Annotated in this window: 12 protein-coding genes; 6 read left to right on the top strand and 6 right to left on the bottom strand. The window is 66.9% G+C overall.

Features of this window, described 5'->3' with window-relative positions; translation table 11 throughout:
• Positions 1 to 3: 3 nt before the first annotated feature.
• From NUG21_RS19160 to mobH, 5 genes are all read right to left on the bottom strand, one after another.
• Positions 4 to 564, bottom strand: a complete 561-nt coding sequence (locus NUG21_RS19160; RefSeq protein ID WP_263391711.1) for a DUF2857 domain-containing protein — start codon at positions 562 to 564, stop codon at positions 4 to 6.
• Entirely contained in the window at positions 561 to 2,186 is a 1,626-nt protein-coding gene (locus NUG21_RS19155; protein ID WP_263391710.1) for a ParB family protein, read from the bottom strand. The genes NUG21_RS19160 and NUG21_RS19155 overlap by 4 nt, the downstream gene beginning before the upstream one ends.
• Before the next feature lie 219 nt (positions 2,187 to 2,405).
• Positions 2,406 to 3,248, bottom strand: coding sequence for a ParA family protein (locus NUG21_RS19150; protein ID WP_263393120.1), 843 nt, complete (start codon positions 3,246 to 3,248; stop codon positions 2,406 to 2,408).
• A 35-nt stretch (positions 3,249 to 3,283) separates the two neighbouring features.
• Positions 3,284 to 3,511 carry an AlpA family transcriptional regulator gene (locus NUG21_RS19145; RefSeq protein ID WP_263393119.1) on the bottom strand — a complete coding sequence of 76 codons (228 nt, stop codon included), beginning with the start codon at positions 3,509 to 3,511 and terminating at the stop codon, positions 3,284 to 3,286.
• 898 nt (positions 3,512 to 4,409) lie between these two features.
• Positions 4,410 to 6,266 carry a MobH family relaxase gene (gene mobH / locus NUG21_RS19140; protein ID WP_263391709.1) on the bottom strand — a complete coding sequence of 619 codons (1,857 nt, stop codon included), beginning with the start codon at positions 6,264 to 6,266 and terminating at the stop codon, positions 4,410 to 4,412.
• 356 nt (positions 6,267 to 6,622) lie between these two features.
• Between mobH and NUG21_RS19135 the strand changes: the two genes are divergently transcribed.
• Positions 6,623 to 7,696 (top strand): NAD/NADP-dependent octopine/nopaline dehydrogenase family protein, encoded by a 1,074-nt coding sequence (locus NUG21_RS19135; protein ID WP_263391708.1) that lies wholly within the window; start codon positions 6,623 to 6,625, stop codon positions 7,694 to 7,696.
• A 71-nt stretch (positions 7,697 to 7,767) separates the two neighbouring features.
• On the top strand, positions 7,768 to 8,646 hold the full coding sequence (locus tag NUG21_RS19130; protein WP_263391707.1) for a DMT family transporter: 879 nt from the start codon (positions 7,768 to 7,770) through the stop codon (positions 8,644 to 8,646).
• A 47-nt stretch (positions 8,647 to 8,693) separates the two neighbouring features.
• Here NUG21_RS19130 and NUG21_RS19125 read toward each other — a convergent pair whose 3' ends face one another.
• A complete protein-coding gene (locus NUG21_RS19125; protein ID WP_263391706.1) occupies positions 8,694 to 9,590 on the bottom strand; it encodes a LysR substrate-binding domain-containing protein in 897 nt (298 codons plus the stop codon).
• Positions 9,591 to 9,725: 135 nt separating this feature from the next.
• Between NUG21_RS19125 and NUG21_RS19120 the strand changes: the two genes are divergently transcribed.
• Genes NUG21_RS19120 through NUG21_RS19105 form a run of 4 tightly spaced genes read left to right on the top strand, consistent with a single transcriptional unit; the run spans position 9,726 to position 13,951 of the window.
• On the top strand, positions 9,726 to 11,099 hold the full coding sequence (locus NUG21_RS19120; RefSeq protein WP_263391705.1) for an MmgE/PrpD family protein: 1,374 nt from the start codon (positions 9,726 to 9,728) through the stop codon (positions 11,097 to 11,099).
• A gap of 8 nt (positions 11,100 to 11,107) precedes the next feature.
• A complete protein-coding gene (locus tag NUG21_RS19115) occupies positions 11,108 to 12,271 on the top strand; it encodes an NAD(P)/FAD-dependent oxidoreductase (RefSeq protein WP_263391704.1) in 1,164 nt (387 codons plus the stop codon).
• A complete protein-coding gene (locus NUG21_RS19110; RefSeq protein WP_263391703.1) occupies positions 12,264 to 12,566 on the top strand; it encodes a (2Fe-2S)-binding protein in 303 nt (100 codons plus the stop codon). Before NUG21_RS19115 ends, NUG21_RS19110 begins: the two co-directional genes overlap by 8 nt.
• A complete protein-coding gene (locus NUG21_RS19105; RefSeq protein ID WP_019796563.1) occupies positions 12,566 to 13,951 on the top strand; it encodes an FAD-dependent oxidoreductase in 1,386 nt (461 codons plus the stop codon). Before NUG21_RS19110 ends, NUG21_RS19105 begins: the two co-directional genes overlap by 1 nt.
• Positions 13,952 to 13,988 lie beyond the last annotated feature (37 nt).

The raw sequence follows: 13,988 nt of genomic DNA, 5'->3' as shown, positions 1-13,988 counted from the left end.
GGCTTAAACCAGACCTTGCGCGATCCAGCCCTGTATCGCGGCCCACACCACGGACAGCGGGATGCTCATTTCCTCGGCCAGATCCATCGCGACGTCCAGCATCGCGAGGTCGTCGTGCAAATCGATGCCCCGCTCACGGATCGCAGGCTTCCACTTGCCCCACAGCTGCGCATCCTGTGCTTCGCTCAGCACGGGGTGCCGCCCCTTGCGCTTGGGAAGCGCCAGGACCTCGCGCCGCAGTGCCACCTCCTGGTGAGAGAGGCCGAAGAACGTGCTGACCATCTCCGTGCTGGCGCCCAGGCGCAACATGCGGTCCACGGTGGAAATCTCGCGCTCCACATCCTGGGTCTGTCCGAGCAGCCGGCGCACGACCTCGGGGTTCACCGTCACCGAACACCAGGACACCGAGGCGTTGAGCAACACGCTCACCAGATCGGGGCGCTTGAGGGCCGCGAGCTCCGCATCGCCGAAGCCCATCGACCGGGCGCGGCGCAGCTGTCCGTTGCGCAGGTCATGCAGCGCCTGCGCGATCACGGCCTGGTTCAGCGGGTGGGGCGTTGTCATGGCATCGCCCCGGCGCCGGGCTGGATGTCCGAGAGTCGTCGGGCGAGGCGGATCAGCCGGAACAGCTTCACGAGCCCGCTGTCGCTGAGCCGGGCGATGGCTTCGTTGCCGCGCAGCAGCGTGCCGAGCGCATCGGACAGCGGCTCGGGAGCCGCCGGCACGCCGGACAACGCCTGCAGAATCGTCAGCATCGCCCTGGCGAACGCGTTGTCGGCATGCGAATGGGCGGTAGGGGCTGCGCACGTGTAGCCGATGCCCCGCTCCGAACCCGCCACACTGTCGGCCGCGCCGCCTTCGGCGGCTATTTCCCGCGCGAATTGGGCGATATGCACGCGCAGCCGGTCGGGCGTATCCAGGCCCGGGTCGATGTGCCACAGGTCGGTGATGGGGTAGAGGCCGCCCGCCTGCACCGGGATGGCATGCAACACGTTGTCCGCGAAAGAGTGCGCAGGCTCGCCGTGGTGGTCCGCGACCAGCTTCTGGATCGACTGCAGGCGCTCCGTCGTGGGAGCGGGCGATGCCGTGCGCTCGTCCGTGGGGTTCGATGCGGGCCGCGTCGATTCGCCTGCGGCTGTTTCGGTCGTTTCGCGTGGAACGCTGATCGGGTCGGCAGGCCGGGCAGGGGCGCCACCAGTCGGGGTCCCAGGCGCTGTCGGCCGAGGCGCTGGCTCGTGCGTTGCGCCCCGAGGCATTGAGGCCACCGGCGGCGCGGACGGGGACGGGGCGCTGAGCAGTACCCGCTGTCGGCCCTCCAGCCCGGCGATGTCCAGCGCGAGCACATCGTAGTCGGCGCCCAGCACTTGTGCCATCTGGCCGATCAGCTCGTCCCGTACCCGGTCAAACGAGAATTCCTCGGGTGCGACGTCGAATCCCGAAAGGACGTCCTGAAAGAGATCGGCGAACGCGATCGCATCGGCGGATGCTCGCTGTGCCCAGACCTGCTCGGCACCGCGCCGCAGCAGCGACAATCGCTCCACCTGGTGCCTGCCCATTCCCGCGTAGAGCACCGAAGGGATCGCGGGCAGCAGGTACTGCACGGCGTCGCGCATGCGGCTGATGTGGGGTTGCGGCACCGGATAGCCGTCGGCTGCCAGCCGACGGGCCAGCTCCATCTGGCTGATGGGTTTGCCGCCGTTCTCGCTCTCGTACAGCTCCCGGGCCTTCTCCACGCCCAGGGCTCGTTCGATGAATGTCAGCTTCCCATGGAGTTCCCCCTCCGCCAGGTGCCCTGTCAGCGCGATGATTTCTCCGCGCTGGGGCCACGGGCGGAACAGGCAGGGAATGCGGAAGAACCGCTCGTCCTTCGTTTCGGCCCACAACTCGCGAAGGATCGCCAGGCGCGTATTGCCACCGTTGCGGATCATGTAGTGGGCCGCACCCGGCCGCCGCGTGATGGCGGGGGCGGCGTCCAGGCCACGCTCGCGGATCGACGCCTTGATCTCTGGGTACAGCGGGTTGACGGTCACCCGTGGATTGAGGTCGTAGGGCCGCAACTGGTCCAGCGTGACCACCATCGGCGTGTCCGCGATCGGGTCGGTCAGGGCTTGCGCGGAGGGACCGCTGCGCTCGAATGTCTCCGAGAGCAACTGGCTCGCGATGTCGTGTGGGCCAGCCTGTGTCATCGCAGCACCTGTCCGTCCTTGGTGCGACGCCCCTCATCCGCTCCGGCGTGCCCCGGCGCGGCGCTCCCACTGTAGAGCGCTTCGGGCGCACCCAGGTGGATCGGAGGCAGGCGCGGCTTGCACAGGCGCTTCAGGCGGCCGTTCGCGAAAACCGGCACCCACCCTTCCGCGCGCGCGAACGCGATCAGGCACTGCAATGCCGCACTTGCAAGCCGGCGGTCACGTGGCGCTGGCATGGCTTCGCCCCGTGACATGATCGAACCGGTCGCGCCACATCGGAAACAACTCTCCGGCGAGCGCGCGCTGGCTCTCCAGTGCCGCGGGAGCCAGCCGGCCGCGCGGACGACGTGGCTCCACGCGGTGGACGGGCAGCCGGCGCAGCGCCGCCGCGGGGTAGGCCTCGATGGCCGGGATCGTCGTCTCCAGGACGTGTATCCCTGACACCTGCTGGAACATCCCGCGCAGGGCATGCTGTATCTGCCGACCGTTGACCGACACCGTGCGGGCCCGGTTGATAAGCAGGCGCAGCGGAGGCGGCTCGATGCCCAGGTGACGGTACGGCGCGATGTCGTCCATCAGGCTGAGCGTGCCGCGGCGCAACTCCCGCGCGGCGAGAATCTCCGGCGTGACCGGCGACAGCGAGAAGTCCGACGCCAGGATGGCCATCTCCAACGTGACGCAGCGCGCTCCCTGCGTATCGATCAGCACCACGTCATACCGGCTCCGGAACATGCCCAGCAGGTTGCGCAGCCGTAGCCTGCCGTCCGCGGCGTGCAGCAGCAGGGTGCCCAATTGGCCTTTGCCATCGTTGGACAACAGCAGGTCCAGTCCGCCAATAGCGGTGGAGGAAATCAGTTGCCCGGGATCCTGCTCGTTGAAGGCCAGCAGTTCGTAGATGCCACCCGGCGCGCGGCGGTCGAGGGGGAAGTAGCTCGACAGCGTGGGCTGTATGTCCAAATCGATCAGCAGTACGCGCATGCCGGCATCAGCCAGGAATCCCCCCAGGTTGGCGGCGGTGGTCGTCTTGCCGACCCCGCCCTTCGTGGAAACGATGGAGACCACCAACGGGGACGCACCGCCACGGAATGCGGGCGCGCTCACGCACGCTCCCGCTGGGCGAGCCACTGGTCGATTTCGTCCTCGTACCAACCTACGGCGCGCACGCCGAGCCGCACCCGCTGCGGGAACTTCTTCTCCTTCATGAGGCTGTAGATGTGCGCGCGCTTGAAGCCGGTACGCTGCTCGACCAAGGGCCGCCGCAGGACGCGTCGGCTGGTCGGCGCATCGTCCGCATGGCTGGTGGTCTGGCTGGCTGCTGACAGCATGGTGGTCATTCCTGACGCTCGCTGGCGTTGTGTGGAAGTCACCAGTGGATCGCCGTTCACCTCGTCGGCACACTGCAAATCCGGTATGCGCGGCAACGCATAGTCGCTGGAGCAAAGGGCATCGCCAACGGACGCCAGGTGCGCTCGCGATCCATCGCGCAGGGGATGGACGCGGAAACCTCGGACTGGCAGAAACGGGTTGGTCGGCGGCGCTACGCTATGTGGCGCTGCTTGGAGGCGGACCAGTACGGGGGCGGTTTCTTGGGATTGGCATTCTATTTTTTGTAGTACGCGTATTTCCGGAAGCAGCATCCTTCGCAACTCCTTTGCGAACTCAAGCCTCTCCCCCCATGACGCACCGCAGGCCAACATGGCTGGCCCGATAATTAATGGATAGGTGCGTGTCCCGTCCCTCGAAGCCGCGGCGTAAACGCCGAGCTTCTTGTTGGTCTTCGTGTTTACTTCATTAATTGAATATTGTGATTGGCGGCTAGCAGGAGAATCGCTGATTCCTGCGAAAATGGGACTTCTAGTTCCGCCCTGTAGAATTGTGAAGCGGCGATGTATTGAATACCCCACGCAGGTCGGAAGCTTGTAACCGTGTGCTGTCGCGCTGGTTCGCCGCGTGGTCCTGTGCGTGCCGCTCGCGTTAAAAATGGTTGCATGGATTGCGTTGCCGAGTGCTCGGAAGTGGCTGGGCCGTCTATGCCCTCCCCGTTCAAGGACGAAAACGGAGCCTTCTTCCCTCCGTCTTCCCAGTAGCGATTTGCAGTTCTGAGACCGGTTCAAGCGACTCCATGAGCAATCGGTCAAATATCGCTGGTAGGGATTTGGAAATCTTCGTTCGCGCCAGACGATGCCCCAGGGATATCCGCTCCTTCTTGTGGCTCCTCGGCAATCAACTCGACTGTGGGGAAGCCCGTACTTCGTTCAATTCCAGCAGGCGCAGATACGGGTTGTTTGGCAGTGTCTCGGGCAACGCCGCCATCGGATCGCGCAGTAGGTAGCCGTGCAGACGGCGCGTCTTGCGGGGGCCCGTCACTTCGCACGTCCAGATGTTGAGACCGTTCGCCTGCTTGCGGTGCAGCCGCAGTCGCTCGAACTGCTTTTGCACCCACTGCCAGTCCGCAAGTTGCTCGCCTTTCGCGAGCGCCCGGACTTCGGGATGCTCCTGCGCATAGCGCTGGAACACGCCCGGGCTCACGAGGTAGGCAGTGTCCGCCACGGTATGCACCAGGGCTTTGGCATCGTTGAGGACCAACCGGCGCTGCTGCAGGCCCAGCCTGAGCCAAGCCATGAATCCATGCCCAGACGCAGCATTCGCCGGCGCAGCTGCTTCATGCGGAGCCGTCGCTGCGGCCTCGCCGCCAGCGCCGTCGCCCGGCTGCACGGGTTGTTGAGCGATAGCTGCATCGGGGGAAGCTTCCTGGCCGGCGGCTTCGTCCAGCTGCAGCAGGTCTAGCAGCGCTGCGATGCCATCCTGCTGCGGCAGTGTCGCCACGCGACTGGGCGCTGGAGCCGGCGCTTCCAGCGGCGATGCGGCGGCGGACCGCGGCGCGGGGGACACCTCGGCCTCGGCGTCTGGCGTCAACTCCTTGACCGTCCCGGCGAAGGGGGCAGGGCGGTCGCCAGCGTCCCAGATCAGGCCGGGCGGCACGCGCAGGAACGTGAAGGTGTTGGACCAGCCGCTCTCGCTCGTTACGCAGGCCCTCCAGATGGCCTTGCCATCCGGCGCCGGCAGGGCGATGCCGTGCTCCTGCAACACATCGAAGACGGCGGTGTTGCTGGAGGGAATGCCTTCCATGCCCTGGGAGAGCAGGTGCGCGCGCAGCTTGTCCGAGACGGTCTTGCTCACGAGCCACAGGGCGTCGTGCGTCAGCCACGCGTCCGATGCCTGGGGCTGGTTGAGGTGCAACTGCTCGCGCAGCAGGAAGCGCAGGCCGTCGAGCAGCTTGCGCTGCAGCGCGTGCCTCGGCGCGGCCAGCGCTCGTGCCGGGTCACCTCCCATCGCCTGCGCCACCGATGCCTGGTCTGCCTGCACCACCAGTTCTCCGAGGACGCCTGCGTGTTCGTGCTGACCAGCGAGCACGTACAGCAGGGGCGGCCACAGGTCGGGGTAGCCGCTCAGCCAGTCCAGGATGGCTCGGTCGAGAATTTGCAGGTACAGCAGGCCAGTCGCCGCCCCGTGCAGGCGGTACTCGCGACCACGTCGATAGCGGAAGCGGTAGGGGCGCCGCAGCACCCCGTGCCATGCGTGCCATCGCGATCTGTCGTCCAGTTCGACCTCCAGGTCCACGGCGATCTTGCCGATGTCGTGCAGCAGCGCCGCATAGGCCACACCCGCGGTCCAGGCTTCCGCCTGGGCCGCTTGCGCCTCGGGCGTGGAGCCAGCGGGAAGCAGATGGGACTGCCGCAGCTTGAGCGCGTAGGCCACGATCTCCAGTCCATGGTCCAGCATCCCTCCGGGATAGGCATGGTGATGGCTCTCCGAAGCGGGGAACAACTGCACGTACTCGGCATAGCGCCGGATCGGTGCGAGGTACAACTGCTCGAACTGGGCACGCGACAGCGACGTGCGTTGCCAGATGTGCTCCAGAAGCCGTTGCCGGCGTGGCTGTGCGAGCAACTCGGCGGCCGACTGATGCGCGGTCCAGCCCTGGGGCGAGGCCGCTGTGGTCGCAGCCTGTGGCGCAGCCAGCGGTGTGCGGAGCGTTGTCGATGCGGCGTCTCCTGCGCGCCGAAATAGACTGAACATGGAGTGCTGGATGTCGTGGAGCGGGAACAGCGGGCCTTGCGTGCGCCGCACCCGTGGAAGATTGGCATCGCAGGGTGCGGCATGCCAAGCAGAACGTCATGCCGCAATAGGGACGTGGCTTTGTCGGTATTGCGCGGTCGCTTCTGTCAGCCAGCTTGCATGCACTGCAACATGAGCGCGCGAGCAAATCGCTGGCGGTATCCAGTAGATGACGAACGGGAATGCCGTTGCCCCACCTTTCGTGCGGCATTTGGCGCATTTGCGAGACCGATCCGGATCTATGGAATCGCGCGCACGGAAACCGCGTTGGCTGGCGCGTTTGATGCGGCCCGTCCAAGAGCTCACGGATGCGCGACATGGCCAACGAAGTAACTGTTTCGATCATCGGCGCGGGCCACTGCGGCTGCGCCATCGCGGCGGACGTTCTGGGCCGCGGCGGCAAGGTGCTCCTGTACGCCCACCCGGACCACAGCGCGGCGCTGCACGCCATCCTGCGTCGGGGCTACCTCGGCGTGTCGGGAAAGATGCGCGGCCGCTTCATGCCGGTGCTCAGCAACGACCTGGGCGAAGCGCTCCGGTTCTCGGAGTATCTCGTGCTCGCGCTGCCATCGTTCGCGCACGACGACATGATCGCGGCGCTCTCCACGCATGACCTCGGTCGGCACGTGATCGTCTGCATCGCCGGAAACTTCTTCTGCCTCGCGGCCCGGCGGTCGCTCAGGGCACGCGCATTACTGGAGACCAGCTCCGCGCCCTATGCGTCTCGCGTGGTCGGCGCCTACGTGAAGGTGATGGGCGTCAAATCCCAACTGCACATCGCTTCGCTGGCGCCCATCGGCGACGAAGGCACGCTGCAGGCGCTGGCACGTCTGTTCCCCATGCCGCTGCGGTGGTACCGGAACGTGCTGGAGGCAGGGCTGTCCTGCATCAACGCCGTGCTGCACCCCGTGCCTGCGCTACTCAACACCGGGTGGATCGAGTCCACGGCCGGCGACTTCCATTTCTACCGCCAGGGCATGAGCGCATCGGTCGTCCGGGTGATGCAGGCGATCGATCAGGAGCGCATGAGCATCGCCACTCGGTACGGACTCTCCGTCCGCTCCGCAGTCGACATGATGAACGCGTACTACGGGGGCCGATTCGCTAGTCTGCGCGACTTCGCGCAAGAGAGCGTGGAGCACAACCAGGAGAAAATGGCTCCTTCCAGCATGCGGCACCGCTTCGTCGAGCAAGACGTGCCGCTGGTGCTGGTTCCGTGGCACGAACTGGGCCTGAAGGCCGGCATCGATGCGCTGACGATGCGCGCCATCATCCAGATCGCATCCATCGTGCGAAGCCAGCCGCCGCCTGGTGAGGGTAGTGCGTTGCGGCGGCTCGGACTGGCCGGGCTCGACCGGCGGGGCATCCTTGCCGCGGTAGCCGCTGGTTGAGCGCGGGAAGCGCCGTGTCTCCACGATCCACAGCGCCTGAACCCCGCCGGGTCGGCCCGAGGCGGACGCCATTGCGCGCGATCGCGTACAAGCTGGCCTCCGCACTGGTGCTGGCGTGCATGTTCGCACTCATCAAGTCTCTGGGCGGCCGCTATCCCATCGGGGAGATCGTCTTCGCACGAAGCGCATTCGCCCTGCTGCCCATCATCGCGGTCCTCCATGCCCGGCGCCAATGGAGCGCACTGCGAACCTCTCGCCCGCTCGCCCATCTCCGTCGATCGGTCGCAGGCGTGGCATCCCTGTTCCTGAGCTTCGGCGCGGTCTCGGTGCTGCCGTTGTCCACCGCCACTGCGCTTACGTACTCGGCGCCTCTGTTCATCACTGTGCTGTCGATCGTCTTGCTCGGTGAACAGGTCTCGCCAGGCAGGTGGGCTGCCGTCCTGGCCGGCTTCGCTGGGATGCTGTTGGTCATCCAGCCCGACCTGCAGGCCGGCCTTCCTTTGGGCAAGGTCTTCGGGGTGATGGCCGCCGTTGCGACTGCTTTGGCATTGGTGGCCATCCGGCAGATGGCGGCATCGGAAGCGGCGCTGGCGATCGCGTTCTACTTCACGCTCTTCGGCACGTTGGTGGGCGCTGCAACGCTGCCACTGCGGGCGGTTGTTCCCGACGCTACCGATGCGTTGCGGCTGGTGACCGTGGGAGTGCTCGGTGGCACCGCGCAACTGCTGCTCACCATGGCGTACCGGTTGGCGCCCGCGTCCGTGCTCGCGCCCTATGAGTACGCCACGCTGGTGGGCGCCATCGCAGTCGGATTCGTCGCCTGGGGCGAGATGCCAGGGCCCCTCGAATGGCTCGGGATCGCCGTCATCGCCGGTGCCAACGTCGCCATGACAGTGCATGAGCAGTCGCGGCCGCGGCGCGATCCGAGATCTGGTGAAGCGACCAAGTGAACAGACGAGCGCTCCGACCTCTGGCGCAGCTTCGCCGTGGCGAACTTTCAGCCTTGCTCCATGCGCTGGCTGAGAAGGTCCGCGAACTCGTTCACCAGAGCATTCTCCGGCGCGCCCGAAGGCGTGATGAGCCCGTACTGCGACCGGATCGCCTCGCGGAGGGCGACGGTGACATAGCGAGGATCGTCCGTCGTCGTTGGCACCCAGCGCGAGACCAGCGCAATCCCAGCGCCAGCAGCGGCCAAAGCGCACCCGATGGAAGACGTGGGTGTCTCAGCGGCCACCTGGGCAGCGACGCCGCCCCGATTGAATACGTCATCGATCAGGTAGCGGATGTAGCTGTGCTGAGAAGGAAGGATCAGGCGCTCGGCGGCCAACTCGGGAAGCGAGATTTCCTTGGAGGCAGCCAGGCGATGTCCTCGGGGAACGACGGCCACCAACGGCGCCGAGGGCAAGGCACGCACTTCGATGCCCGCATGCGAGAGCGGCAGCTCGATGACCCCGGCGTCGAACTGGCGCGTCGAGACCAGTTCGGCGATCTGCCGCGAGGGGAGCGATTGCACGAAGGTTCTGACCTGCGGCCGATCCTGCATGAACTTCGCGAGCGCATGTGGCACCAGCCACTGCGCGAGGGCCGGCAGTACCGCGATCCGCAGCGCGCCAGCGCGGTGGTGTCGCAGGTCCAGGGCCACCTGCGCGATGCGCTCGATGCCACCGTAGACCTGCTCGACTTCGCGGAAGAGGGCCTGCGCTGCCGCTGTCGGCACGAGCCTGCGGCCCTTGCGCTGGTACAGCGAATAGCCCAGCCGCAGTTCCATCTGGGCGATCGTGCGGCTCACCGCGGGCTGGGTGATGTTCAACAGTTCCGCCGCGCCGACGACGCTGCCCGCGAGCATCACCGCGCGGAAGGCTTCGATGTGCCTCAAGTTGAGGTCGGACTTCATACATAACCTTTCGGCATTTACAGCCCCCGACATGGCAATAGTCGATTGAGGGCGTTCTCCATACGATCAAAGAAACCAGCAGAAATTCCTGTGCCGCGGCGGGAGCGGCGCTGCGTTACTCCGGAGGATCGGAATATGCCAGAGAGTTATATGTTCAGGAGAGCTCAAGCACCGGATGGGACGGCCAGCGGTGTTGCGCATGCCCTTGCTTCTTTCATCGTCGGTGCTCGGGAACGGCAACTGCTGCCTGCGACCCGGGAGGCTGCCCTGAAATGCGTCCTGGACGCGCTGGGTTCTGCAGGCGCCGCCATGGATGTCCCGGGTTTGGCCGCCACGCGCGATGGCGCCAAGCGCCTGCTCGGGCGCGGCGCAGTGCCGATCTGGTTCTCGGGTAGCAGTGGCACGCTGGGCGCCGCGCTGTTGGCCAACAGCGCAGCCACCGCCGCGTTGGACCTGGACGATGGCTATCGGCGCGCACGTGGCCACCCGGGGGCCGCGGTTGTTCCGGCCGCCTTGGCGATGCTCACGCTGCGGCCCGCGCTCTCTGCCGACGACATCCTTGGCGCGATCGTCGCGGCCTATGAGGTTGCGCTGCGGGTCGCCATGGCGCGGCTGTCGTATGCCCCCTCGGGCGCATGGTCGGCGTATGGGGCCATCGCGGCGCTCGGCTACCTGCAGGGGACGTCGCTGGGCTGCCTGGCCCACGCACTCGCCATCGCCGCGCAGGCCTCGCCCGCGCTGCCGGCCCTCGCAGGTCTTGCCGGCTCCGACGTGAAAGAGGGCATCCCCTTCGGATGCCTCGCAGGCCTGGCTGCCCTGGAGATGGCTGCGGCCGGGGCGACCGGCCCCACTGACATCTTCGACATCCCGACGCTGTTCAATGGCGACGTGGCCCTGGCTGACTTCGGACCGGCGCCGCTGATCGAAGGAACCTACTTCAAGCCGTTCGGGTGCTGCCGCCACATCCATGGGGCACTCGATGCGCTGCTGCTGTTGCAGGACGAGCATGGTTTCACCGCCGAGGACATCGACGGCATGGAGGTTGCGACCTACCGGGCCACGTTCAACCTCGCGAACCGGCCCGCGCCCACCTCGCTGACCGACGCGCAGTACAGCGTTCCCTTCTGCCTCGCAGCGATGGCAATCGGTGGCGAGGGCGCGCTGCTTCCGTTGAAGCAGACGATGTTGAGCGACCCCCGAATCGTACGACTGGCGCGTACCGTCGTCGTGCAGGCCGACCCGGAGCTCGAAGCGCTGTTTCCGGCGCGTTCGCCGTCGCGCCTCTCGGTCACGCTGCGAACCGGCGAACGCTTCGTCTCGCCTGTGGTGGACCCGCGTGGCGATCCGGCTCGCCCGATGCACAGGCCGGAACTCGTAGCGAAGTTCCGACAGGTGACCGCACACACGCTGGGCCCGCGACAGGAACAGGTCCTGCAGGCGCTGCAGCAGTTCGAGCAGGGCGAGACCGCGCCCTTGGTCCGGGTACTCGGGCTCGACTGGACGAAATGATGTCCGCAGTGCAACACCCCATCACGCTGCCGGCGGGCGGCGAGCACTCGCGTGCGCAACGTCCAGTCAAGCACCGCTTCAATGTGCTGGTAGTCGGTGCGGGCGCCGTGGGCATGAGTGTGGCCTATGGTCTGGCGCGGCGTGGCCTCTCGGTCTGCGTCGCCGACGAGGGGGACATCGCGTTCAAGGCGTCCCGGGGCAACTTCGGCCTGGCATGGGTCCAGGGCAAGGGAGCGAAGTGCGACGACTACGCCCACTGGTCGATCGACGCGGCCGGCATGTGGCCGTCCTTCGCCGCCGAACTGCAGCAGGCATCGGGGATCGATGTCGAACTGTCCCAGCCGGGCGGCTTCACGATCTGCGCCAGCGCGCAGGACTACGAGGCGCGTGTCGAGATGCTTACGGGCATGCAGCACAGGCTCGGCGGCAAGTTCGCCTTCGAGGCCCTGTCCGGGTGTGAGACGCATGCTCGGCTGCCCCAGGCTAGTGCGCAGATCGCCGGTTCGACCTACTGCCCACTCGACGGGCACGTCAGCCCGCTGAAGCTGCTCAGGGCACTTTTCGCCGCGTTCAGCGGACTCCATGGTGTTCTGTGTCCCCACACGGCCGTGCGGTCGTTGACCACGCGGCCCCAGGGCGGGTTCACTGCGCGCACCGCGACCGGGACGATCGACGCGGACAAGGTGGTCCTGGCGGCCGGGCTCGGCAGTGCAGCGTTGGCCGCCGGCCTGGGCCTGGAAGCGCCGCTGCACCCTATCCGCGGACAGTTGCTCATCACCGAGCGCACGGAGCCGTTCCTGCGCTACCCGACGCTGCATGTCCGGCAGACCGCCGATGGAACGATTCAGATCGGCGATTCCAAGGAGGACGTGGGCCTCGATACGGGCACGACGTGGGAAGTGCTCGCACGGATCGCGCAACGCGCGGTGCTTTGCTTCCCGGCGCTGGCCGGGATGCGCATGGTTCGTGGTTGGGGAGCGCTGCGCGTAATGAGCCCGGACGGCTTCCCGATCTATGACGAGTCGCTGCAGCACCCGGATGCGTACCTGGTGACATGCCACAGCGGCATCACCCTGGCTCCGCAGCACGCGGGACCGGTAGCCGAGTGGATCGCCACTGGCGTGAGGCCGGACGGGATAGGCGGTTTCACCGCAAGGAGATTCCATGTTTAAGCCATTGGATGGCTCACCGCCGGTTGACCTCGTGGACATCCAGGTGGACGGCGCCACCGTGCGTGTCGCGAAAGGCAGGACGCTGGCGATCGCGCTGCTCGAAGCAGGCCATTCCATCACCCGCCGTAACCACCGCGCGGAGCCCTGTGCTCCCTTCTGCCTCATGGGCGTGTGCTTCGAGTGCCTGGTGCATCTGGATGGGCAGAGCAACGTGCAAGCCTGCCTGGTCAGGGCCGAGGCCGGTATGCGCGTGCGGCTGCCGCAACGGGGCGCCGCTCCCATCGGAGACGCGTGATGGACTACGACCTGGTGGTGATCGGTGCCGGGCCTGCCGGCATGACCGCGGCGACGCAGGCGGCGGGTCTCGGCCTCAAAGTGCTGCTGCTCGACGAGCAGGCCCAAGCCGGAGGCCAGATCTATCGGCGCGTGCAGGAAGCGGGTCCGCAGGCCTTGCGCGTCCTCGGTGACGACTATGCAGCTGGTCGCGCACTGGTGGATCGTTTGCAGGCGAGTGGCGCCGAAACATGTTTCGGTGCCTTCGTGGTCGATGTGTCGCAGCAGTTGGAGGTGTCCTTCCAGATCGACGGAGGCATCCGCCAGGCGCGCGCACGGCAACTGGTCGTGGCGACGGGCGCTATGGAACGTGCATCGCCGTTCCCTGGGTGGACCTTACCCGGCGTCATGCCCGCGGGGGCCGCGCAGATCGCGCTCAAGGCCGATGGCGTCATTCCTGCGGGACGCTTGGCCGTCGCTGGGTGCGGACCGTTGTTCCTTCTAGTGGCGCAGCAACTGCTTCGCGCGGGCGCCGACGTGGTAGCCATGATCGAGACCGGGGAGCCGGGCAACGCGCGCCGCGCGCTGCCCTATCTGCCTTCGGCGCTGCGGTCGCACCGCGATCTCCTCAAGGGCCTCTCCATGATGGGCCGCCTTTGGCGGGCGCGTGCGCCGTGGTTCAGGGGCTGCGATGCCCTGCAAGCGATCGGCGAAGAGCAGCTATGTGCAGTCCACTTCCGCCACCAGGGCAAGCCGAAAGAACTGGCGGTCGATACCTTGCTGGTGCATCACGGCGTGGTGCCGAACCACCAACTGTCCCGGCTCCTGGGCCTCGCGCACCGCTGGAGCAACGAGCAACTGGCCTGGCAGGTCGAGTGCGACATCTATGGGCAGACATCCATGCCGGGCGTCTTCGTCGCTGGCGATGGTGCCAGCATCGCCGGTGCGCTGGCGGCAGCTGACCGGGGTGCTCTGGCCGCGCTGGGAGCCGCACGAGCGCTCGGGCGCATCGGGCCGGAAGAACTGCACCGGGCCGCGGCCGCTCATGTCGCCAAGCTCCGGTGCCATACCGGCATCCGCCCGTTGCTGGACACCCTCTATGCGCCTCCCGAGTGGCTGCTGGAGCCGGCCGACGACACCATCGTCTGTCGCTGCGAGCGCGTCAGCGCGGGCACCGTGCGGGACATGGCGGACCTGGGCTGCGCCGGGCCGAACCAGACCAAGTTCATGAGCCGCTGCGGCATGGGGCCGTGCCAGGGACGCATGTGCGGCACGCCCGTTACGCAACTGATGGCGCAGCGCCTGGGCCTGTCTCCCGATGAAGTCGGGGCCTACCGGGTTCGACCGCCGCTGAAGCCGCTCCCACTTTCCGTCATCGCCAACTTCAACCCATGCGGCCAGCCTTGAGCCTGGACGCTGATTCGCTGCAACCATGACTGCACAC

The organism is Xanthomonas sp. CFBP 8445, from assembly GCF_025666235.1.
GTDB classification, from domain to species: Bacteria; Pseudomonadota; Gammaproteobacteria; order Xanthomonadales; family Xanthomonadaceae; genus Xanthomonas_A; species Xanthomonas_A indica.
The sequence above is the reverse complement of the archived record's forward strand: the minus strand, read 5'-3'. Positions and strand labels throughout refer to the sequence as shown.